Genomic DNA, 24485 nt, shown 5'->3' on the forward strand with positions numbered 1-24485 from the left:
CACCTATCCTTGCTTAACAGTAGCGTTTAAACAGTCGCTAAATATACGAGTTTGACGTAGATGTTGCCGATTTCAGTTCTTGCAGCGTTAATGTGCGCTGAAATTCGCCATAGTCCGCGACGATAACCTTAACGGCTTCCTGATCTCTTTTCAGCACCGCCGACACAAGCTTGTTAAAAAAAGCTCTGGTCTGATGGAGTTCTTCTTGCCTTGGTTTCATCGCCAAGTAGTATGTCCTGCTAATTCCCGGTTTGAAGTTTTCCAGTGTTTCTTCAAGGTAAGGATTGTTTACCACTTCATAGGTCATACTCATTAGCTCAAAGCCCGCTTCAACAATTTTATCAACCGGCTTTTCAGGAGAGGACATTAACTTATTTATCGACTCTACCTTTTCTATCATCTCCTCCAGGTCTCCGTCTTTCCAGCATTGTGAAAACGTTGAGAGCAACATAGACAGGAGCGTAATGTACATATCGTACAAACAGTTTACATGGTGTGCTGATAACTCAGACACAACAGCCCCTTTTCTAGGAAAAATATTAACCAAATGCCGCCGTTCAAGTATCAAAAGTGCTTCGCGAACAGAACCTCGACTTACATCAAGTTCTTTGGCCACTTTTAATTCCTGAATTCTCTCTTTTGGTTTTAACTCTGCCTTAATAATTCGAAGACCGATGTGCTGCGCTATCTGTTCGGAAAGACTTTCCGGTGCCTGAAATCTCATTAGTGTTAATAACCTGAAAACTAAAATTGAGCGGATTTTATCACATAGTTTTATCGCTTCGATGAGATTGTTTGCTGTTTTTTGAACTAAATATTGGGTATTGGAGCGTCATTTTTTTGCCGGCCGGCAATTATCAGCCGAGCGAAATATACCTATCCACCTGTTTTAAATAGCAATTTCAGCATTGGCACGAATATCGCCTTCACACTCCAAAGTATCGATAACGAGCATTAACAGCAGTAACTTGCCGCTATTCGGGAGCGAAGTAATGACGACAAACAAAAAAGCGGACACCATTGACTTTACAAAGGCAAGATTGGTTTCTACCTACAACGAGCTTGCTAAGCATTTGGCTGATAGCGATGACATTATTTCTCGCCTGACTCGCAGGCTACAAACCACTCTGGATATTAAACATATCGTCAACATGTTTGTAGAAGAAGTTGGCAAACTCATTGATTTCGACCAGTTCGAATACAGTTGTGAAACCGCAGGAAGCTACATCACGTCCGAAAAACGCTCTGCGCATTCGTGCAACTATAAGTTGAAACTCGAGAATGATGATTTGGGCGAAGTTAGCCTTACCCGATCCAAAAAGTTTAAGGAAGAAGAGCTTGCCATATTGGAAAGGCTCATGGGTACGTTAGTTTTTCCTCTTAAGAATGCCCTAATGTATAAAAGAGCACTTGATGCCGCACTACAGGATTCACTCACCGGCTGCGGAAACAAGCGGGCGCTGGATACGGCATTAGCACGAGAGACAGAACTTTCGAGACGCCACAACCATCCGCTATCTGTAATAACCATCGATATTGACTACTTTAAAAACATAAACGACCAATATGGTCACGCAGCTGGAGACAATATTTTAAAGCAGTTGGTAGAGTGCATGACCAACTCTGCAAGAAAAAGCGACTTATGCTTCAGGTGTGGTGGTGAGGAGTTTATAGTACTTCTTAACAAAACCAACGAAGTCGGTGCGAAAATTATTGCTGAGCGACTGAGGCTTGCAGTGAGCAAAACCCGCTTTGTCCACGGGGATAAAATAATCCCGTTAACAATCAGCCTTGGCACTGCAACATTTATACATGACGAAAAGCTTGAGTCACTTCTGGAAAGGTCTGACAAAGCGCTATATGAAGCCAAAAACGCAGGCAGAAATAGGGTCGTGTCTGCTGAATCCCCAATCAGGCAGAATATGACGAATGGAGAAACCAATCATTTAACTGCCTAGCAACTAAAATTGCCGGATCAGCTGTGTGGCTTTACTTCACTACAACTAAGAAAAAATCCGGCATTTATAGCGTTTTTTTGGCTAGCATATCTTGCAAATTTTATTTTCGGCGACCCGCAGGGCGCGATGACTTGCGCCTTCCGTCGATAACCGGTTTTGCTTTCTTCTTACTCTGGCGTTTAAGCTTCTCAATATCTTTCGGCTTCTTCTTAGCGACGGGCTTGGGTTTCAGGCCAACCATTGCGGAGAGGTTATCAGCATCTTTTTGGCCTAACTCCTCATACTGCCCAACCTTAAGCCTGGAAGGCATAAACATACAGCCAAACCTTACCCGTTTCAGCCGGCTAACAGACACGCCTTGCGAGCCCCAGAGGCGTCGAACCTCCCTATTTCTACCTTCCATTAGCACGACATGGAACCAGTGATTAAGGCCTGTACCACCTGAATCATGTATATCGGTGAACTTGGCCATTCCGTCCTCCAACAACACCCCCTGTTTTAAGCGCTCAATCATCTCGTCGTCAACATCGCCCTTAATACGAACGGCATACTCTCGATCAATTTCATAAGAGGGATGCATAAGCCTGTTCGCCAACTCTCCGTCAGTGGTAAAGAGCAGCAGACCAGATGTATTTATATCGAGCCTTCCTACTATAATCCAACGCTGCCCTTTCAAGGGGGGGAGGCGATCAAAAACCGTTGGCCGTCCTTCAGGGTCACTCCTTGTACTTACCTCGCCTTCTGGCTTGTTATAAATTAGAATTCGGCGCGCAGACATATCACCCCGATCCATTTTTACCGGCTTGCCATCTAGCATGATCTTATCGGTAAAAAGTGCCCTGTCGCCCAGCGTCGCAACCTCGCCGTTAATAGAAATTCGGCCGGATTTAATCCACGCCTCAACTTCTCGCCGGGACCCTACACCCGCTTGTGACAGGAGCTTCTGTAACCTTTCCCCTGCAAGAGAGTCCGACGAGGGCTTATTTGATTCATTGTTCGATGAAGACGTATTAGGTGTATCCGATGTCATTTTATTAACCAAAAAGTGTGTAAAGTTAGCAAAGGAGGCGGTCACTTCCTTCACTGAGTTCTGTTAGTCATTGCTTATATCTGAGCCGGGCTCTAACTCAAAGTGATCTGTCATAGAAGAATTGGCAACGCCCATTTCTTCTGCCTTGCCATTTTCAGGTGTAACCTGCCGCTTCATTTCAAGACTGATTGCCTCTATATCTCTTATTTCTGATAGTGGAGGCAGTTGATCTAGCCCTTGCAGATTAAAATAGTCGAGGAACTGTTTGGTCGTTCCATACATCGCAGGCTTACCGGGAACATCCTTATGGCCGACCACTCTGATCCAGCTTCTCTCAACCAGAGTTTTGATAATATTAGAGCTAACAGCGACGCCCCTAATATCCTCAATGTCACCTCGTGTTATCGGTTGCCTATAGGCAATCAGTGCCAATGTTTCCAGCAATGCCCTTGAATATCGTTGCGGCCGTTCTTCCCATAATCGACTAACCCAGGGCGCAAAGTCCTGCTTAATCTGGAATCGATAGCCACTGGCTACCTTAACCAGTTCAAAACCTTTAGTCTCACAATCCGCTGAAATTCCATCAAGAACTTCACGCAGCAACTGTTTCGTAGGCTGCTCGTCATCGCCAAATATGTCAAGCAGACGGTCAATATCGAGCGGTTTACCTACTGTTAGCAATACGGCTTCCACAATATTTTTTATACGGACGGCCGATTCTTTTTTACTTTTGGAGACTTTAGTCCCCGCTTTACTTTTAGAACCGTTAGTTCCTACGGTATCTTGCAGAGAGCTATTCATTGAGTTCTCGCTTTGAGGTGTATTGGGCCAAATGACTCGTTTTGAATAAGCTCAACTAACTGCTCTTTTATCAATTCCATTATCGCTAAAAAGGTGACAACGACGCCCAAACGGCCTTCTTCAATATTAAAAAGCGACTCAAACGTTGTAAAACGTTCTCCAGATAGCAGACTCAGTACGTGTGTCATTTTCTCTCGCGTAGATAATGTCTCTTTTTCTATCTGGTGACTTTCGAACATATCTGACCTACGCAGCACTTCGCTAAACGCAAGCATTAGCTCCTGCAGTGATAGATCGGGGTGCTTTTTTTGCGTTTTCAACAATGGGGGCTCAACATTACCAATATATGTCTCACGCCCGACTCTAGGCAACTCATCCAGGTCTTCGGCTGCTTGCTTAAACCTCTCATATTGCTGTAACCGCCTTATCAGTTCAGCCCTAGGGTCTTCCTCATCGTCATCATCCCCCTCATGTCTCGGCAGTAACATTCGCGACTTTATTTCCGCCAGCATTGCCGCCATTAACAAATATTCAGCAGCCAGCTCAAATCTCATGGCCTTCATCAGCGCAATATACTCCATATATTGCTGAGTAATCTGGCTAACATTAACGTTCAGAATATCCATATTCTGACGTCGAATCAGATAAAGCAATAAATCAAGCGGGCCTTCAAACGTTTCTAACATCACCTCTAGTGCATCTGGAGGTATATAGAGATCCTGCGGAATTTCAGTGACAGGCTTTCCATCAACGAAGGCAAAAATCATCTCTTGCTGGATGTGAGGCGCGTCTTCCTCAATATGTTCGTTGATTTCGTGCGACATTAGATATGCCCTGAATTAATAACATTCATTTTATCGGGCGCGGGGCACCCTTACTTCTTTGTCTCCAGACATGTTGCCAAGGTCTTTGTACGAGATGCCCTGCGCCCGATTTCCATCTGATTTAATTGCTATCCGGCATTAGTTCCGTCCCACAATCAGAGGTTTAGCGATATGATAACCCCATTGCTCGTCGTACTTCTTCCAACGTTGCCTTTGCTGCATCGCGCGCTGTTTCGACGCCTTCCGCTATAATTGAGCGGACGAGTTCGGGGTTTTCTTCATACTGTTTGGCACGCTCATGAATCGGTTTTTGCTCTTCCAATACCGCATCAATCACCGGTTTCTTGCACTCCAGGCAACCAATTCCTGCACTGCGACACCCTTTCTGAACCCAGTTTTTGGTATCGACATCCGAATATACGTCATGCAATTGCCAAACAGGGCATTTGTCCGGGTCTCCGGGGTCAGTAAGCCTTACGCGTTGAGGGTCAGTCTGCATCGTCCTGATTTTCTTAACCACACTATCTGACTCTTCTCGTAGCCCGATCGTATTTCCGTAAGACTTAGACATTTTTTGCCCGTCCAAACCAGGCATTTTTGCGGCTGGCGTCAACAAAGGCTGGGGTTCTGGGAGAATTACCTTTCCGCCACCTTCAATATAACCAAACAACCGCTCTCTATCGCCAAGCGATATATTCTGCTGCTCTTTAATCAACGCTCTCGCTGTTTCTAACGCCTCTTCATCACCCTGCTCGAGAAAACGTTTTCTCAACGAGCGGTAGATTTTGGCATTCTTCTTACCCATTTTTTGAATCGCGGACTCTGCTTGCTCTTCGAACCCAACATCCTTGCCGTACAAGTGGTTAAAGCGACGCGCGATTTCACGAGTCATTTCTACATGAGAAACCTGATCAGCACCGACCGGCACCTGTCCCGCGCGGTATATCAAAATGTCGGCGCTCTGAAGCAACGGATACCCCAAAAAACCGTAAGTCGCCAGGTCTTTTTCCTTCAGCTTCTCTTGCTGGTCTTTATAAGTTGGCACCCTTTCAAGCCATCCTAGCGGTGTCATCATTGACAGCAGCAAATGCAACTCCGCATGCTCTGGCACCTTTGACTGAATAAACAGCGTTGCTGAACCCGGATTAACACCAGCAGCAAGCCAGTCGATAACCATGTCCCATACGCTTTGTTCGATTATATGAGGATTTTCATAATGAGTAGTCAATGCATGCCAGTCTGCTACAAAGAAGAAACAATCGAAGTCATGCTGCAATTCAACCCAATTTTTTAGTACACCGTGATAATGCCCAAGATGAAGTTTACCTGTTGGCCTCATCCCTGATAAAACGCGTTGCTGTGACTCGACGGCACTCAATTGTATATCCTCAAACGGTCATATTAGTTTCAAAAATCAATTATAAACCAGAAAAGCCCTGACTCCACCCTGCATTTCCCAGAAAGAGCAACATTTGAACGCTATAGACATCGAGTAGGGGGAGGCGTTACAGCCCCCTCCCTCTCACAGAACCGTACGTACGGATCTCGTATACGGCTCATGTAATCTACTATTCCTTAACAATAAGGAACAAGAACCCCTGTCCTTACTTCATTTATCTGATATAAGCCGATTTCTTTGAACCAGTTATTAGGCATCGCATAACTTGCCAATGGACTCGCTGCATTTCTCCATGAGTTCATCTTGATGCTCTTAAACGGAGGTTTGTAGCCCAATTGCTTTAGTCGTCGATGCAGTTTGCCCGGCTTCTTCCACAGTTTCAGCTGTACACTTCTCAACCTTCGTCTTATCCAACCTGATAATTGATTTAAGATATATCCTATATTCGCTATTTTAAAATAATTTGCAAACCCTCTTAGCACTGGATTCAGTTCTTTTAGCACCTCGGCTAAGTTCTTTCCTCCATTGCGCTTGGTAATTTGCTTCACCTTTACTTTCAGTGTCTTGAGTTTCTTTTCTTGGATTCGTGTATAGTTTGTTCCTATCACCACTCCCAAGAATTTAATCCCATCATCGCTATGCGCAATGTGAGTTTTCCGCTCATTCACTTTTAGCTTAAGTGTCTCTTCTAAAATATGACTCGCTACCTTTAGTGCATTCTTTGCTGCCGCTTCTGAGCTACAGAGTATCAAGATATCATCGGCGTATCGCACTATTCGGTGCTGACGTCGTTTCATTTCCTGATCAAAGGCATCTAAGTAGATATTGGCTAGCAATGGACTGATCACCCCGCCTTGCGGACTTCCCTTGTCGTTGCTTTGCCAACTTGAGCCTATCATCACTCCACTTTTTAGAAACATGTCTATCAAGTTCAGAATACTGCCATCTGTGATTCGTTTTCGCACTGACTGAATGATTAGATCATGGTCGAGCATGTCGAAGCACTTCGACAGATCCATATCCACTACGTGTTGACGATGATACTTTCGTATAAACAACGTCGCTTTGCTAATGGCTTGATGACAGCTTCGCCCCTCTCTATACCCATAGCTGGATGGGTGAAAGTCTGGGTCGAAGATGGGGGTGATGATATTCGATAAACATTGTTGTACGACACGGTCTCGAACCGTGGGAACACCCAGTAGCCGCTTACTTCCATCGTCCTTGTCGATTTCAACACGTTTTACTGGTTGCGGTTGATACCGCCTCTCTTGTAGTTCGAGTAATAGTTGTTTGAGATTACTTTCCAAGTTTTGTGCAAAGTCCTGCACGCTCTGCCCGTCTATTCCGGCAGCACCTTTATTCTTCTTCACTCGCTTGAATGCGTCATAGAGTGCCTGCAGTGATAGCAGACGACCATAAAGACTGTAGTAAACTCTCACGTTTATTTTCTCATACCACTAGCCGTTAACTGCCTAGATTGTGTTGGGTTTGTTTCATCATCGCGTTAAGTCTTCTAGCTTGGTTTGACCCAATTTTGTGCAATATGCTTAACCACCTTGTTGCCTCTAATGAAGAGAAATGATTACTCCCCATGACCAGCTCAACAACAATCGCGCCGATTTCACTCTTTACCATTGAAGGATGCCCAGCATGTTAATGCCGCTTGTAGTCACACGACCTATTACGTTTCTCTTTTAGTGGTTTATAGACCACTTCCCCCCTTCGCAACTAGCCTGACCTTTTGAATCTTGCTAGCCCCAACAATCATTGCGCTGTTGGTCGGCTTGGTTTTATCCTCCACACCATTACTGGCTTTCATCGGCCTAGCCTTCAAAACTACTACGGGTTCATCTGCCACCTCACACTCATACCATTCTTGAGTCACCCCTTGAATAATACGTCCAGTCATTTCCTTTGACATGGATACAGTGCCAGGCTTCCCCAGTTACTGCACTGACTCCCTGTTAGAGATCCCACCCTCAAGCACGTTGTTGGTCTGACTAAGTATTGGGCTTCGCGCTATTTTGGACGCTTACCCACCAACACCGCCGAAACAGGTTACGGTTAGTTGTGTACCTCTAACTTCCTATGGCTTCCTTCAGACCCCACCGTTGGCCAGTGGCGCCCTTGCCATTCAGATTATCTTCCCCTTAGTCAGGGTGATTCCACTTTCTTTCAAGTGGACGGGTTTGCCAGCTTCGCTGGGCAAACAAAAAAGCCGTCTCATAATTGAGACGGCTCTTAAATAACTGCTCCAACCGTTAGTTAGAGCATAGATGCGTTGACACTACCAGCCAGTCACTTCGGCTAATGCCTTACCGATATCTGCCAGGCTTTTAACCGTTTTAACACCTGCATCTTCAAGTGCTGCAAACTTCTCAGTAGCTGTACCTTTACCTCCGGCAATGATCGCTCCGGCGTGCCCCATACGCTTACCCGCTGGAGCAGTAACACCCGCTATATACGACACGACAGGCTTAGTCACATTATGTTTAATATACTCGGCAGCTTCCTCTTCTGCTGAACCACCGATTTCACCAATCATAACTATCGCTTCAGTCTGCGGGTCATTCTGGAATAACTCCAGAACATCAATGAAACTAGATCCCGGAATAGGATCTCCACCAATACCTACACAGGTAGACTGTCCATAACCGTAATCAGTAGTCTGCTTAACGGCTTCATAAGTCAGAGTTCCTGAACGGGAAACAATGCCCACTTTACCGGGCAAATGAATATGACCCGGCATAATCCCTATTTTTGACTCTCCAGGCGTTATAACTCCAGGGCAGTTAGGTCCGATTAAACGTACACCCAACTCATCGCACTTAACTTTTGCATCAAGCATGTCAAGTGTAGGGATACCTTCTGTAATACAAACGATCAGCTTAATTCCACCATTGGCGGCTTCGAGAATAGAGTCTTTACAAAAAGGAGCTGGAACATAAATCACAGACGCATCTGCCCCTGTTTGCTCAACCGCCTCTCTTACCGTGTTGAAAACAGGTAGCCCCAAATGAGTCTGGCCACCTTTGCCTGGCGTAACGCCGCCTACCATATTAGTGCCGTATTCAATAGCCTGCTCAGAGTGGAACGTACCTTGGGCACCGGTAAAGCCCTGACAGATAACCTTGGTATTCTTGTCGATTAAAACACTCATTATGCTTGGCCCCCTGCTGCCTTAACAACTGAATCAGCGGCATGCTCCAGACTGTCGGCCGCAATAATGTTTAGTCCGCTGTCTGCCAGCTTCTTAGTACCCAAATCAGCATTGTTACCTTCCAGTCTAACAACGACTGGCACAGCAACACCGACCTCTTCAACAGCACCGATTATGCCGTCCGCAATAAGGTCACAACGTACAATACCACCGAAGATGTTAACCAGCACCGCTTTAACGCTATCATCAGAGAGGATAATTTTAAACGCTTCAGTGACACGCTCTTTGGTCGCACCGCCACCAACGTCAAGGAAGTTAGCAGGCTCTCCACCATGAAGCTTAACTATATCCATGGTTCCCATCGCCAGACCGGCACCATTAACCATACAGCCAATGTTTCCATCTAATGCGACATAGTTAAGTTCCCACTCTGCTGCTTCTGCTTCACGCGCATCTTCCTGGGAGGGGTCTCTCATCTCAACCAGCTTAGGCTGACGATAAAGAGCATTTGAATCGATATTAATCTTGCCATCCAGACAATGAAGGTTTCCTTCATCAGTAATAACAAGAGGGTTTATTTCTAGCAACGCCAAGTCATAATCATGAAACAACTGCGATAAGCCGATAAACAATTTGGTGAACTGCTTGATTTGGCTGCTGTTCAGACCTAGCTGAAATGCCAAATCTCTGGCTTGGTATGGCTGAGCACCAACCAACGGATCAATGACCGCCTGAAGAATTTTTTCGGGAGTTTCTTCTGCGACTTTCTCAATCTCAACGCCACCCTCAGTAGACGCCATAAACACGACTCTACGAGTGCTGCGATCTACTACTGCACCTAAATACAGCTCCTGAGCAATATCAGTACAAGATTCAACCAGAATTTTAGTAACTGGCTGACCATTCGCATCAGTTTGATAGGTCACAAGGTTTTTGCCCAACCACTGCTCTGCGAACGCTTTTATATCATCTTTTGAGCTAACAAGCTTAACACCGCCAGCTTTACCCCGGCCACCAGCATGAACCTGTGCTTTAACTACCCATTTGTCTCCGCCAATTTTGTCAGCAGCTGCCGCAGCTTCTTCAGGGGTATCGCAAGCGTATCCAGTTGATACAGGCAAGCCATACTCAGCGAAAAGTTGCTTTGCCTGATACTCGTGTAGATTCATAGTTTTTTCCGTTTATCCAGACAGTTGTATAATGCCCAATTATATATGGACTATTAAGCTGCCGGAGAGGATCACTCTCCAGCAGTCAATGAAGTAGCGCCTATCAGCAACGCTTACTTTTTCTTCTTTCTATTTGCAATATGAATTGCATGCCCTGCTACCGCGAGTGTAGCTTCGTGAACTGTTTCTGATAATGAAGGATGGGCAAACATTGTTAACCCAAGATCTTCTGCGCTAGAACCAAACTCCATCGCAATAACAGCCTGAGCAATTAGCTCAGAGGCTTGCGGCCCAATAATATGAACCCCAAGAATTCGATCAGTTGATGCGTCCGCAATAACCTTTACCAGCCCGGCTGTGCTGTTTGCAGCCATAGCACGTCCATTCGCGGCAAATGGGCAGGTACCTACATTATATTCAACACCATCATTTTTGAGTTGTTCTTCAGTTTTACCAACCCAGGCGATTTCTGGGTTAGTGTAAATTACACCAGGAATACAGTCATAGTTAACCTGGGTTTTCTGCTCAGCTATTCGCTCAGCAACCATAACGCCTTCTTCCATCCCCTTGTGCGCCAACATTGGGCCTCGAACAACATCACCCACTGCATAAATTCCAGGAACATCGGTTCGGCACTGGTCGTCGACAAAGATAAATCCACGCTCGTCCAGATTAACACCACTCTCAGGAGACAAAAGCCCTTCGGTATAAGGCGCACGCCCTACTGCGACAATAACTTTGTCAAACTTCGCTTCCTGCTTACCTTTTGAGTCTTCGTACGAAACATTGACCAGGCCACGCTTAATTTCACTGCCCGTTACGCGAGCTTTTAGCTTGATGTCCAAGCCTTGCTTTTTGAGTTGCTTAAGCGCCTCTTTTGCAATCTGCTGATCAGCTGTAGGTAAAAACTTGTCTTGCGCCTCAAGAACCGTCACTTCCGACCCTAATCGAGACCAAACACTTCCCAGCTCAAGACCGATCACCCCGGCACCAATAACCCCTAGGCGTTTAGGCACTTCTTCAAAGTCTAGCGCGCCTGTGGAGTCAACGATGTGTCCTTCTGTCAAAGGTGTTGGAGGTATTTCTACAGGTCTGGATCCAGTCGCAATAACGATATTTTCGGCATCATAAACCGAAACAGAACCACTATTGTTTGTCACTTCAACCTGCTTTCCCCCTAAGACCTTGCCCGATCCCTGGATCGAGGTAACACCATTGGCCTTGAACAGCGAAGCAATTCCGCCGGTTAAATTCTTAACGATGGTATTTTTGCGTTCCAGCATTTTGGCGACGTCCATTTTCACGTCACCGGTTATGATTCCATGAGAATCAAAATCATGCAGTGTTTCTTCAAACTTGTGTGAAGACTCAAGTAATGCTTTAGAAGGAATACATCCGACATTCAAACAGGTACCGCCCAAAATCTGCTTGCCTGTATCCGAAGTCCACTTCTCTACACACGCCGTTTTTAACCCTAACTGAGCACACCGTATGGCTGCAACGTATCCACCAGGCCCTGCTCCGATAACAATGACATCAAATTTTTCTGACATTTTTCTTCCACTCACATTATATTTTTATACGTCTAGGACAATTCGGGCTGGATCTTCAAGTAACTCTTTCATGGTTACAAGGAACTGCACAGCTTCTTTCCCGTCAATCATCCTATGGTCATATGACAATGCCAAGTACATCATTGGCAATATTACAACTTCACCATCTACAGCCATTGGACGCTCCTGAATTTTGTGCATTCCAAGTATTGCTGTCTGTGGTGGATTTAGTATGGGTGTGGACATTAACGAACCAAATACACCACCATTGGAAATGGTGAATGTTCCTCCAGTCATATCTTCAATGGCTAACTTCCCATCACGCGCCTTTAAGCCATAACCACGTATAGACGCTTCAATATCGGCAAGCCCCATGCCATCAACATCCCTCAGAACAGGAACAACCAGACCACGATCTGAAGATACAGCCACACCGATATCCTGATATCCATGATAAACGATGTCGTTACCATCAATTGATGCATTAACTGCCGGGTATCGCTTGAGTGCTTCTACTGCAGCCTTAACAAAGAAGGACATGAAGCCCAGACGAGTGCCATTGTGCTTCTTCTCAAACAAATCTTTATACTGGTTCCGAAGATCCATAATCGGCTTCATGTTAACTTCGTTAAACGTCGTCAACATTGCAGCTGTCTGCTGGGCGTTGACTAAGCGCCTTGCAATACTGGCTCTAAGACGAGTCATCGGAACTCTTTTTTCAGGTCTACCTTGGCCAGGAACTTCCAGGCTAGGCATTGTTGGTGCATCAGTAGCCGCCTTACTCGCGTCAGTTTGGGGCGCCGAAGCCGCAACCGACTTGCTTGATGCACCCAAATAGTTCACGACATCTTCTTTAGTCAATCGCCCCCCTTTACCAGATGCTGGTATTGAGGATGCATCCAGATTATTCTCATCAACCAGTTTGCGAGCGGCAGGACTCAACAAAATTTCCTCTGTTGCTTTTGGAGTAATGACTTCCTGTTCAGTTGAGGCTTCGGATGTAGCCCCTTTTGTTTCCGCAGCCGAGCCTGAAGCCCCCTCTGCAAAAACGCCTATAACCTCTCCACTGAGGACGGTATCTCCCTCACCTTTTACAACTTTCTCTATTACACCATCATTGGGTGCAACAACTTCCAGCACAACTTTGTCTGTTTCAATATCGACAATAAGCTCATCTCTAGAAACTTGCTCGCCTGGCTGCTTATGCCAGGTCGCAATAGTTCCGTCTGCTACAGACTCAGGGAAGGTAGGTGCTTTAATTTCGATTGCCATTTGTTATCCTTTCTCTACGAATTCTTTTCTTAGTTATACGTCTAATGCTTCGCTCACTAGCTTATTCTGCTCTTCTACGTGGACTGAGGCGTAGCCACATGCCGGCGCTGCGGATGCAGGCCTGCCCGCGTAATTGAGGTATATTTTCGGGTTAATCTCCCGTAGCACTTCTCGCATATGGTGCTGACTACAGTACCAAGCCCCCTGATTCATAGGCTCTTCCTGACACCATACAACATCCGTGAATTTTGGATAAACGGACAGCACATCCAACAAGTCCTCAGATGGGAAAGGGTAAAGTTGCTCAATGCGAACAATAGCAACCTCTTCTTTCCCCTCATTACGTCGTCGCTCCAATAGGTCGTAATAAACCTTACCGCTACAAAGCACTACGCGCTTGACTTTTTTCGGATCCAGCGCATCGACTTCGGGTAAAACCGTATGAAAAGTACCTTCTGACAACTCTTCAATGGTAGAAACCGCTTCTTTGTGCCTCAACAAGCTTTTCGGAGTAATCGCAATCAACGGTTTTCTCAAAGGTCTCTTAACCTGGCGTCTCAGCATATGGAACACCTGAGATGGCGTTGTTGGCACGCAAACCTGAATGTTGTGTTCAGCACACAATTGCAAATAACGTTCCAATCTGGCTGATGAGTGCTCCGGCCCCTGCCCTTCGTAGCCATGAGGTAGCAGCATGGTTAGACCACACAAGCGCCCCCACTTGTGCTCACCACTGGTTATAAATTGGTCAATCACAACTTGAGCGCCATTCGCAAAATCCCCGAACTGAGCCTCCCAAACAACAAGCGCGCTTGGGTTAGTGGTAGCATAGCCATACTCAAAGCCCAATACCGCGACCTCGGATAGCAACGAGTCGTAGATTTCAATTTTTGGCTGGTTATCCGACAAATGGCTCAATGGCATATAAACGGAGCCATCATTCTGGCTATGCAACACAGCATGACGATGAGAAAACGTTCCGCGCCCCACATCCTGGCCGGTTATGCGAACCTCATGACCATCATTTAGCAATGTGGCATACGCCATGACTTCTGCATATCCCCAGTTAACAGGCATGGCGCCTTGGTTCATTTTGTTCCGGTCTTCAATAATCTTCTGAACCTGGCGCTGAATAGGGAACCCGTCAGGTGTTTGCCCAAGCTTCTTTCCCAGCCTTTCGAGTGTTTTACGATTAATGCTGGTTTTTGCTTTTGCCGTCCACTCATGACCAAGATAAGGCGTCCAGTCGACATGTAACTCTAGCTTAGGATCCTTGACCAAGCTCTTTGCAACGTGGTCACCGTTATCCAGAGCATCCCTGTACTCATCTTCAAGCTTTTTCGACTCTTCAGCCGTCAAGACACCTTTGCTGACAAGGCTTTCTGCGTAGATATTTCGAGTCGTCTGCTGCGACTTAATCTGCTTGTACATAATGGGCTGGGTGCCCGAAGGTTCATCAGCTTCGTTATGGCCCCGCCGCCTATAACAAACAAGGTCAATCACGACATCCTTTTTAAACTGATGGCGATAGTCCATGGCCACTTGAGTTACAAACAGCACGGCCTCCGGGTCATCACCATTTACATGTAAAATAGGTGCCTGAATCATCTTGGCAACGTCAGTACAATACTCTGTCGAACGGGCATCTTCCTGTTTATTGGTCGTGAACCCGACCTGGTTATTAATCACAACATGAACCGTACCACCTGTGTGATATGCCCTTGTTTGCGACATCTGGAAGGTTTCCATAACCACACCCTGCCCCGCAAACGCTGCATCACCATGCATTATAATGGGGACGACGGTTTCGCCATGGCTATCTTCTCGTCGTGACTGACGGGCTCTGACAGAGCCTTCAACAACAGGAGATACAATTTCAAGATGTGACGGATTAAAAGAAAGGGCCAAATGCACTTCGCCACCAGGGGTCATTACATTCGATGAAAAGCCTTGATGGTACTTAACGTCACCCGAGCCCATTTCATGTAATTTCTTACCTTCAAATTCATCAAACAGGTCTTTAGGGTTTTTGCCCAACGTATTAACCAATACATTGAGCCTACCTCGGTGAGCCATACCGATGACAATCTCTTTAGCGCCATAGCTACCGGCTCGCTGGATCAATTCATCAGTAAGGGGAATCAAACTCTCACCACCTTCGAGGCCAAATCGCTTGGTTCCTGGATAGCGTGAGCCCAGATATTTTTCCAAGCCCTCTGCGGCTGTAAGTCTCTCTAGCAGATGCTTTCGTGTTTCAGGTTCATATTCAGGGTGCGCTTTTACCGACTCCAAACGCTGCTGAAACCACCTTTTGGTCTCAGTATCGACGATGTGCATATACTCAGCACCGACAGTACTACAGTATGTCTGCTCCAAACCTTCAACGATATCTCTTAACGTCATTGATTCAGCGCCGAACATCAATGACCCGGTTTGAAACTCGATATCCAGGTCTGCTTCACTTAACCCATGGTACTGCAAGCCCAAATCAGCGATGGTTTCCCGCTCCATAATACCCAGAGGATCCAGAGAGGCATGTTGATGGCCCCGGAAACGGTACGCATTAATTAACTGGAGAACTTTGACTTGCTTGGTTTCGTGCTCAGAGGTCGCACTGGAAGGGGTAGATGTTTGACTGTATTGACGTTGATTTTTGGAGATGTGTAGAAATTGTTCTCGGATGGTTGAGTGAGGTACATCACGAGAAGTGGCACCTTCTTCAGCTCTTGGGAGCTGATCAAAATAACTTCTCCACTCTTCTGGGACCTGATTAGGGTCGGTCAGGTAAGTGTCGTATAACTGCTCAACATAAGCAAAGTTCCCTCCTGCCAGATGGGAAGTCTGCCATAACTGCTCCATTATGCTTTCGTGCATTTTTTATAGCTCGCCTTGGTTAATGCCTGGGAGCTATCTGGTGGCAACCGGTTAAAAACTTACCTTTGATGACTGCTGCCCCACAGATAGCACGGGTGTTACCCGCCAACCAGTGGTTTTCTTTTTTTTCAGCAAAACTGCAACATCAACTTTTTGGGTTTACGTTACAGGTTCCGGATTATGTGCGCTAACATTAAGGCAAGATATTAGCCATTAGTATCAGCGACACATGGATTCATCAGTACAGTATAGACATTTTCTGGGAAACCCCTAATTATTAAAGAGTTTCCCAGCTAAAATATCTATCAGCCCACTACTAAGTAGCGCGCTGTAGAAGCATATTCCTTATATGACCAATTGCTCTGGTAGGGTTAAGCCCTTTGGGGCAAACGCTTACACAGTTCATGATACCTCTGCAGCGGAAAACACTGAAAGGATCATCAAGGTCTGCCAAACGCTCTGCAGTCGCGGTATCACGACTATCTGCCAAGAACCTGTAAGCCTGCAATAAGCCAGATGGCCCTACGAACTTATCTGGGTTCCACCAGAACGATGGGCATGCAGTTGAACAACATGCACAAAGAATACACTCATAAAGCCCATCCAGCTTTTCGCGATCCTCAGGCGTCTGAAGACGTTCAATAGCTGGAGCTGGCTTATCATTGATCAAGAATGGCTTAATTTTTTCGTACTGCTTGTAGAACATTGACATATCTACAACCAGGTCACGAATAACGGGCAATCCAGGCAATGGACGCAATATCAGTTTGTTATTCTTCACTACGGAAGATAGCGGCGTGATACAGGCCAACCCGTTTTTGCCGTTCATATTGAGCCCATCTGAGCCACATACACCTTCACGGCACGAACGTCTGTAGGCTAACGAAGTATCTTGCTCCTTCATCAACCCTAGTACGTCTAAAACCATCAAATCCTTGCCTTCAGGGATGTCAACTTGAACATCCTGCATATAAGGGGTTTGATCTGTTTCTGGATTATAACGATATATACTAACTAACATTCCTCAATCCCCCCTTAGTAGCTTCGAATCTTCGGCTCAAACGCCTCAACAGTTTTCGGCGAGAAGTTTACATCACGCTTTCCAACGCGCTTCTCTGTTGGGAAATACATAGAATGCTTCAACCAATTCTCATCATCACGCTCAGTAAAGTCATTTCTTGCATGCGCTCCACGGCTCTCTTTACGCTCTTCAGCTGATACCGCTGTCGCATACGCGACTTCGAACAGGTTATCCAACTCCAGTGCTTCAATTCGCGCAGTATTAAATGCACCACTCTTATCTTCAAGATGGGTGTTCTGCACTCGAACACGAAGCTCATCCAGCATCTTAAGACCTTTCTGCATGGTTTCACCGTCGCGGAATACACCAAAGTACAACTGCATAGTGCTCTGCAAGTCAGCTCTAACCTGTGCAACACTTTCGCCACCGGTAGAGTTGTTCAAACGGTCAAGACGTGCCATCGCAGCCTCAATATCCGCCTCAGTCGCAGCATCGGTCGCAAAGCCTTCTTTCAATGACTTCTCGATCTGAATACCTGCTGCCCGGCCAAATACAACCAAATCAAGCAGAGAGTTACCACCCAAGCGGTTTGCACCATGAACAGATACACAAGCTGCCTCTCCACAAGCGTACAGACCTTCGATAATCTGATCGTTGCCATCAGCATCTTGAGTCAAAGCCTGCCCGCCAATAGTAGTAGGTATACCGCCCATCATGTAGTGGCAGGTTGGGACGACTGGAACAGGCGCTTTTACCGGATCAACATGGGCAAATGTTTTCGACAGCTCACAAATCCCTGGCAGGCGTAAGTTAAGAGTCTCCTCACCCAAGTGATCTAGCTTAAGCAATACGTGATCTTTGTTTGGCCCACAACCTCGGCCCGCAAGAATCTCAAGAACCATTGAACGTGCTACAACATCACGGCCAGCCAGATCCTTTGCGTTTGGCGCATAACGCTCCATAAAGCGTTCGCCGTCACCATTAATCAAGTAACCACCTTCACCACGGCAGCCCTCTGTTACCAGAACCCCCGCACCTGCTATACCCGTTGGGTGGAACTGCCACATTTCCATATCCTGGCCCGGGAAACCTGCGCGAAGCGCCATTCCCATTCCATCACCGGTATTAATAAGCGCATTAGTCGTAGACTGGTAAATTCGCCCTGCGCCACCAGTAGCCATAACTGTAGCTTTGGCTTTTACATAAACAGTTTCACCTGTTTCAATACAGATCGCGATAACACCCACGACTGCATTCTTCTGATTCTTAACCAGATCTACTGCGTACCATTCGTTTAGAAAGGTTGTGCCACCTTTAAGGTTGCCTTGGTACAAAGCATGAAGAAGTGCGTGCCCGGTTCTATCTGCTGCAGCACAAGTTCTCGCCGCCTGACCACCTTTACCATAGTCTTTAGACTGACCACCAAATGGACGCTGGTAGATACGTCCCTCTTCTGTACGGGAAAAAGGCAGCCCCATGTGATCCAATTCATAAACAGCCTGCGGACCAACAGAGCACATGTATTCAATAGCGTCCTGGTCACCTATGTAATCTGAACCTTTGACGGTGTCATACATGTGCCAGCGCCAATCATCGTTCGGGTCGTTACTTGCAATCGCACAGGTAATACCGCCTTGTGCTGATACAGTGTGAGAACGGGTAGGAAATACTTTAGTGATACAGGCTGTTTTAACGCCTGATTCAGTCAACTGAAGTGCAGCACGCATGCCTGCACCGCCACCACCAATTACAATGGCATCATAAGTTAGAGTTCGAAGCTTAGACATTAATTACAGTCCCCACAAAATTTGAACGCCCCAGACGAAATATACGAACATCACGCCGCCACAAAACGCTTGAAAAAGGAATCTAACCAAACCATTTTTCAAATAATCTGTTGAAATGGTCCACATTCCAACCCACGCATGTGCGCTAAGAGAAACCAAGGCCATAATGGTAAATATCTTCATGCAGGTATTTGCAAACAACCCACTCCAAGCTTCGTAGCTCAGATCTGGTGTCAACACAAAATAACCTAATAGAAAAAGGATATATACTGCTAAAACAACAGCCGTAACCCGTTGCACCATCCAGTCATATAGACCACTTCTTCCTAAGCTAGTAACACTGGCTACCATATCCAGACTCCTGTGAGCAAAATCAATACAATTGAAACCACCAAGGTAATTTTGGCGCCCAACTTACCACCTTCTAACGTTTCGCCAATACCAGCGTCCATTAATAGATGCTTGATGCCTGCAACAAGGTGGTACAACAATGCCGAGATAATTCCCCATAGAATCAACTTGGCTAAAAAACCCTGCATAATGTCTTTGATGACATTAAACCCTTCTTCACCGCTTAGGGACATTTCAAATGCCCACAATACGAACGCAACTCCAACAAACAGAGCTAACCCCGTAATACGATGAATTATCGAAGTGATGGCAGGTAGTGGAAAACTAAATTTGGACAGATCTAGGTTAACAGGTCTATTGCTATTCACAGCTTCTTCACACTCTTTTGGGCCCACAGGGGGCGAATTTACAGGAGAGGTGCTCAAGGCGTTTCTTTAGGAAGGCCGGATAGCCTCTCTATGAGAACGAACTCTGGCTATTTCGGGAACGAGATTATAGAGATATGTCTACAAAATTACAATTGGCGTAACAATTTATCTACTTTATGCATAAGAAACTCCCGACGCAGGATATAACTTCCCCACCTCCGCATTGACAAATTTTTCTCAATCTCTATAGTTGTGCGGCCGACATAATCATATAAATGGCAGAAAAATACGACCAAACAACAAGTTAAGCGATTTAACCCCTTAAAATTGCACCCATTTAGTACATTAACTCGAGTTAAGTGCACTATAAGTGGGCGCGAATGCAAATTACGTCATATGTTATATAGACATGTGCTTTAACGCGCTAATTTTTGTAGGTGAATCATATTTGGCACTTGTTTTTAAGGCTCGTAAAAAGCCTGCATTAACTTAAACAATGCATTTCTTTTTTAACAAACCGAGCCTGGTAAATAGGCACAATACCTAAAGACAGTAATTACCCCCATCAAGGGCAAACACTTTGTTTAGGTATAGCGCATGAAATTAGGCATAGCACTGACCATAGGAGAGCACCATGACTGATAAAAAAGCACAGTTATCGGTGGGCGATATTAATGTTGAGTTCCCTGTTTATTCAGGAACTGAAGGCCCAGATGTAATTGATGTACGAGGATTAGTAGCCCAAGGCTTATTTACTTATGACCCTGGCTTCGTATCTACCGCCGCCTGCGAATCAAAGATCACATACATCGACGGTGACAACGGTATCCTATTACACAGGGGATACCCAATAGAACAACTCGCCGAAAGCTCCGACTACCTGGAGTTATGCTACCTGCTAGTTCGCGGCGAACTACCCTCTAAAGAGGAAAGCGAGCAATTTCGTCAAACCGTTGGCCAACACACAATGGTTCACGACCAGATGACCCACTTCTTTAATGGATTTAGACGTGACGCACACCCTATGGCAATTATGTGCGGCGTAGTGGGTGCCTTGTCAGCCTTCTACCATGACAAAGACTTTTCAGATCAGGAACACCGTGACATCGCAATGTTCAGGCTTGTCGCTAAAATGCCGACTGTCGCAGCCATGTGCTACAAGTACTCTTTGGGTCAACCTTTTATCTACCCAAAAAACAACCTGAATTACTCTGAAAACTTCCTGCACATGATGTTCAGCACGCCTTGCGGCGACTACAAGATCGATCCAGTTATTGCAAAAGCAATGGATAAAATCTTCATGCTGCACGCAGACCATGAACAAAACGCATCAACTTCAACTGTTAGACTGGCAGGATCAACTGGTGCAAACCCATTCGCATGTATTGCATCTGGAATTGCAGCACTATGGGGGCCAGCTCACGGCGGAGCCAACGAAGCTGTACTGACAATGCTTGAAGAGATTGGCGATGTGGAAAATATCGACACATTCGTTGCCAAAGCAAAAGATAAAGACGACCCATTCCGCCTAATGGGATTCGGCCACCGTGTTTATAAAAACTTTGACCCTCGCGCCAAAGTTATGCGTGAAACATGCGACGAAGTTCTAAAAGCATTAGGCCTTGAGAATGATCCTCTGCTAAAAATCGCGAAGCGCCTTGAGCAAATTGCACTTGAAGATGAATACTTCATTAAGCGCAAGCTATACCCTAACGTAGACTTCTACTCCGGTATAATCCTCAAAGCAGTAGGTATTCCCGTCTCAATGTTTACCGTTATCTTTGCCATGTCGCGAACCATCGGCTGGTTCTCACACTGGAACGAGATGGTAAGCGAAAACTATAGAATTGGCAGACCACGTCAACTATACACAGGCTACAGCAAGCGCGACTACCCTAAAAAGTAAGTCAATAACGCAATAAAAAAGGGCCTCTTCCGATGGCCCTTTTTTATTGCCTACCCAATTTAAACATCACCACACAACAAAAACCCAAAGACACTCAACAACACTGAAGGGCGAGAGAACCCTCTCGCCCGACAACGACTAGCTCTTTACTTTTTTCTTAGTGGCTGTTTTCTTGGTCACTTTCTTCTTTTTCGCCTCTGTTTCGACCCACTTCGAGCCCTCATAATGAGCTGACCACCCACTCGCCTTACCATCCACTTCTGTCATCACATACTGCTCTTTATTTTTCCGGCTATAGCGAATAATTGACGGATTGCCATCCGGGTCTTCCACCGGAGCCGAGAACAAGAACTCATATTTGGAGTCAATCTCGTCCTTGTGCGGCAATATTTCCTTCACTAACGGCGCTCTTGTTTCACGATTTTTCGGGAACTTGCTAGCAGCCAAAAACAAACCAGCCGCACCATCTCTCAATACGTATGTATCCTCAACCTTCTCACATGCGAGCTCTGGCATTTGCACAGGATCCATCTTTGGCGGTGCAGCCTCTCCACTCCTCAATAACTTGCGTGTATTTTTACAGGATTCGTTAGTACAGCCAAAGTACTTGCCAAAGCGCCCTGACTTTAGCTGCATCTCTGAACCACACTTATCGCACTCTAGTAGCGGCCCATCATACCCCTTAATCTTAAACGTACCCTTTTCTACTTCATACCCGGAGCAATCAGGATTGTTTCCGCAGACATGCAGCTTGCGCTGCTCATCAATCAAATAGCTATCCATCGCAGTATCACAAATACTACAACGCTTCTTCTTTCGCAGAAGGCGAGACTCACCTTCATCGTCATCATCCACACTAACAACATCATCGCCCAACACAAGATTTATCGTGCTCTTACAGCGCTCTTTTGGCGGAAGCGAATAACCGGAGCAACCAAGAAAAACTCCCGTACTGGCTGTTCTAATCTGCATATTCCGACCACAGCTAGGGCACTCGATATCTGTTTCGGTGGGCTGATTTTCCCTCATCCCCCCTTCTGGCGATTCAGCTTGCTCCAGCTGACCCGTAAACCCTTTATAAAACGTATTTAATACGTCCTTCCAATCTTTTTCACCATTAGCAACATCATCCAACTTCTCTTCCATATTGGCAGTAAAGCTGTAGTCCATCAGATCATCGAACGACTCAATTAAACGCTCAATGACAATGTCACCCATTTTTTCTGCATAAAAACGTCGGTTTTGAAGCCTGACATAACCTCGTTCCTGAATGGTAGAGATAATCGATGCATAGGTTGAAGGGCGTCCAATTCCTCGCTTTTCCAACTCTTTAACGAGACTCGCCTCAGTATATCTTGGAGATGGTTTAGTAAAGTGCTGCTTAGGTTCCAGGGCTTTAAGGTCGAGCACCTGCCCAACCTCAAGATCAGGCAAAATAATATCATCATCTTTTTTACCGAAGGACGGAAGTATTTTGGTATACCCCTCGAACTTCATAACCCGCCCCTTGGTTCTCAACAAGAACTCACCGGCAGATACCGTTACTGAGGTACTTAAATATTGAGCATCCTTCATCTGACAAGCAACAAACTGCCTCCAGATCAAGTCATAAAGCCTTTCAGCATCTTTCTCCAAGCCAGAGACCTGAAAACCCATTACTTCAACGTTTGATGGCCGAATAGCCTCATGCGCCTCTTGAGCGCCATCTTTACTAGAATAGATACGCGGCTGATCATTCAGATAGTCCGAACCAACGCTTTTGTTAATATAAGCCCTACACGCCTCCACAGCCTCCTTACTGAGGTTGGTTGAGTCAGTTCGCATGTAGGTGATGTAACCAGCCTCATACAACCTCTGAGCCAGCATCATGGTCTTTTTAACACTAAAGCCTAAACGTGTACTCGCTGCTTGCTGCAATGTTGACGTAATAAACGGTGGATTAGGCTTGGAACTTGTTGGCCGATCCTCTCTTCTATCAACCTTATAAGAAGCACTATTTAAAAACTCAAGATACTCCGTCGTCTCTTTCTCGCTAACAGGACGGAAATTTTCATTCTTATACTTGGTTACCTGAAACCGAGTAGACGACTCCTTCTTGGCAAGCAGATCCGCATAAACCTCCCAAAATTCTTCCGGGTTAAATGCCCTTATCTCCTGCTCGCGTTCAACGATCAACCGAACAGCAACCGACTGAACCCTACCCGCTGATAGCCCTCTCGCCACTTTACTCCAGAGCAGAGGAGACACCATAAAGCCAACCACTCTATCCAGAAAGCGCCTGGCTTGCTGTGCGTTAACTCTTGATTGATCAAGCTCACCCGGTGTTTCAAAAGCTTCCTGAATGGCTTTTTTTGTTATTTCATTAAAAACAACACGCTTATACCGGGACTCATCTCCACCAATTGATTCCATTAAATGCCATGCAATAGCCTCCCCCTCTCTATCCAAATCCGTTGCGAGATAGATGCTGTCAGCACTCTTTGCAAGCCGCTGCAATTCACTCACGACCTTTTCTTTACCTGGCAGAACCTGATAGTTGGCAGCCCAATCCTTTTCCGGGTTAACCCCCATCCTGGCAATAAGCTGCTCTTTTGCTTTCCGTTTCTTGTTTTCAGCTTTTTCTTCAGGGCTCATTTTCCTGGTTTTGGCTGCGGCTTTTGCTCTCTCTGCAGGAGTAGATGTGCTTGCCGAACCACTCGTTGGCAGATCCCTTATATGACCCACACTCGATTTAACGACAAACTCAGAACCTAGATACTTATTAATAGTCTTTGCTTTTGCAGGAGACTCGACGATGACCAGTGATTTACCCATAAAATTCCGTTAACTTTATTCTGCAACTGATTGAAAACATCAGATTAACTAAAATAGATTTGGCGACATATATAAGTTGTTGTAGACGAAGGGTCAAGTTATTACCAGATTTTTTTAATATTCCTAAAGCCGCAAGAGGAACATTTTTATACCTTTAAAACGCTTAACACGCTTAGTATTCCTTGAGTCATTAAG

General features: G+C 45.8%; 20 protein-coding genes. 2 read left to right on the top strand and 18 right to left on the bottom strand.

The window, feature by feature from the left end; all coding sequences use genetic code 11:
* Nucleotides 1-37: 37 nt before the first annotated feature.
* Nucleotides 38-724, bottom strand: a complete 687-nt coding sequence (locus MY523_RS09125; protein ID WP_250658466.1) for a GntR family transcriptional regulator — start codon at nt 722-724, stop codon at nt 38-40.
* A gap of 268 nt (nt 725-992) precedes the next feature.
* Here MY523_RS09125 and MY523_RS09130 point away from each other — a divergent pair, with 268 nt between their 5' ends.
* Complete coding sequence (locus MY523_RS09130) at nt 993-1958, top strand: GGDEF domain-containing protein (protein ID WP_250658467.1); 966 nt, start codon at nt 993-995, stop codon at nt 1956-1958.
* A gap of 100 nt (nt 1959-2058) precedes the next feature.
* Here the strand turns inward: MY523_RS09130 and rluB are convergent, their stop codons facing one another.
* From rluB to sdhC, 16 genes are all read right to left on the bottom strand, one after another.
* Nucleotides 2059-2988 carry a 23S rRNA pseudouridine(2605) synthase RluB gene (gene rluB, locus MY523_RS09135; protein WP_250658468.1) on the bottom strand — a complete coding sequence of 310 codons (930 nt, stop codon included), beginning with the start codon at nt 2986-2988 and terminating at the stop codon, nt 2059-2061.
* Between the two features lie 63 nt (nt 2989-3051).
* Nucleotides 3052-3789 carry an SMC-Scp complex subunit ScpB gene (gene scpB / locus MY523_RS09140; protein ID WP_250658469.1) on the bottom strand — a complete coding sequence of 246 codons (738 nt, stop codon included), beginning with the start codon at nt 3787-3789 and terminating at the stop codon, nt 3052-3054.
* Nucleotides 3786-4613, bottom strand: a complete 828-nt coding sequence (locus MY523_RS09145) for a segregation and condensation protein A (protein ID WP_250658470.1) — start codon at nt 4611-4613, stop codon at nt 3786-3788. The genes scpB and MY523_RS09145 overlap by 4 nt, the downstream gene beginning before the upstream one ends.
* Before the next feature lie 163 nt (nt 4614-4776).
* Nucleotides 4777-5991 (bottom strand): tryptophan--tRNA ligase, encoded by a 1215-nt coding sequence (locus MY523_RS09150; RefSeq protein ID WP_250658471.1) that lies wholly within the window; start codon nt 5989-5991, stop codon nt 4777-4779.
* A gap of 197 nt (nt 5992-6188) precedes the next feature.
* Nucleotides 6189-7454, bottom strand: coding sequence for a group II intron reverse transcriptase/maturase (gene ltrA / locus MY523_RS09155; protein ID WP_250656341.1), 1266 nt, complete (start codon nt 7452-7454; stop codon nt 6189-6191).
* Between the two features lie 25 nt (nt 7455-7479).
* Nucleotides 7480-7650, bottom strand: a complete 171-nt coding sequence (locus MY523_RS09160; protein ID WP_250656340.1) for a hypothetical protein — start codon at nt 7648-7650, stop codon at nt 7480-7482.
* A gap of 67 nt (nt 7651-7717) precedes the next feature.
* Complete coding sequence (locus tag MY523_RS09165; protein WP_250656339.1) at nt 7718-7936, bottom strand: hypothetical protein; 219 nt, start codon at nt 7934-7936, stop codon at nt 7718-7720.
* A gap of 366 nt (nt 7937-8302) precedes the next feature.
* The gene (sucD, locus tag MY523_RS09170) at nt 8303-9175 is read right to left on the bottom strand and encodes a succinate--CoA ligase subunit alpha (RefSeq protein WP_250658472.1); all 873 of its coding nucleotides are present in this window, start codon (nt 9173-9175) and stop codon (nt 8303-8305) included.
* Nucleotides 9175-10344 carry an ADP-forming succinate--CoA ligase subunit beta gene (gene sucC / locus MY523_RS09175; protein ID WP_250658473.1) on the bottom strand — a complete coding sequence of 390 codons (1170 nt, stop codon included), beginning with the start codon at nt 10342-10344 and terminating at the stop codon, nt 9175-9177. Before sucC ends, sucD begins: the two co-directional genes overlap by 1 nt.
* 113 nt (nt 10345-10457) lie before the next feature.
* A complete protein-coding gene (lpdA, locus tag MY523_RS09180) occupies nt 10458-11897 on the bottom strand; it encodes a dihydrolipoyl dehydrogenase (protein ID WP_250658474.1) in 1440 nt (479 codons plus the stop codon).
* 24 nt (nt 11898-11921) lie between these two features.
* Nucleotides 11922-13169, bottom strand: coding sequence for a 2-oxoglutarate dehydrogenase complex dihydrolipoyllysine-residue succinyltransferase (gene odhB / locus MY523_RS09185; protein ID WP_250658475.1), 1248 nt, complete (start codon nt 13167-13169; stop codon nt 11922-11924).
* A gap of 33 nt (nt 13170-13202) precedes the next feature.
* Nucleotides 13203-16043, bottom strand: coding sequence for a 2-oxoglutarate dehydrogenase E1 component (locus tag MY523_RS09190; RefSeq protein ID WP_250658476.1), 2841 nt, complete (start codon nt 16041-16043; stop codon nt 13203-13205).
* A gap of 316 nt (nt 16044-16359) precedes the next feature.
* Nucleotides 16360-17064 carry a succinate dehydrogenase iron-sulfur subunit gene (locus MY523_RS09195; RefSeq protein ID WP_250658477.1) on the bottom strand — a complete coding sequence of 235 codons (705 nt, stop codon included), beginning with the start codon at nt 17062-17064 and terminating at the stop codon, nt 16360-16362.
* 14 nt (nt 17065-17078) lie between these two features.
* Complete coding sequence (gene sdhA, locus MY523_RS09200; RefSeq protein ID WP_250658478.1) at nt 17079-18851, bottom strand: succinate dehydrogenase flavoprotein subunit; 1773 nt, start codon at nt 18849-18851, stop codon at nt 17079-17081.
* Nucleotides 18852-18854: 3 nt separating this feature from the next.
* Nucleotides 18855-19202, bottom strand: coding sequence for a succinate dehydrogenase, hydrophobic membrane anchor protein (gene sdhD / locus MY523_RS09205; protein ID WP_250658479.1), 348 nt, complete (start codon nt 19200-19202; stop codon nt 18855-18857).
* Complete coding sequence (sdhC, locus tag MY523_RS09210; RefSeq protein WP_370301477.1) at nt 19196-19570, bottom strand: succinate dehydrogenase, cytochrome b556 subunit; 375 nt, start codon at nt 19568-19570, stop codon at nt 19196-19198. Before sdhC ends, sdhD begins: the two co-directional genes overlap by 7 nt.
* A 634-nt stretch (nt 19571-20204) precedes the next feature.
* Between sdhC and gltA the strand changes: the two genes are divergently transcribed.
* Nucleotides 20205-21476: a citrate synthase gene (gene gltA / locus MY523_RS09215; RefSeq protein ID WP_250658480.1), complete on the top strand. Its 1272-nt coding sequence runs from the start codon at nt 20205-20207 to the stop codon at nt 21474-21476.
* A 138-nt stretch (nt 21477-21614) separates the two neighbouring features.
* On the opposite strand, the gene topA is transcribed toward gltA, so the two are convergent.
* A complete protein-coding gene (gene topA, locus MY523_RS09220) occupies nt 21615-24290 on the bottom strand; it encodes a type I DNA topoisomerase (RefSeq protein WP_250658481.1) in 2676 nt (891 codons plus the stop codon).
* Nucleotides 24291-24485: the final 195 nt, after the last annotated feature.

Origin of the sequence: Alkalimarinus coralli, from assembly GCF_023650515.1 — a bacterium.
In the GTDB taxonomy this organism is placed as follows: Bacteria; Pseudomonadota; Gammaproteobacteria; order Pseudomonadales; family Oleiphilaceae; genus Alkalimarinus; species Alkalimarinus coralli.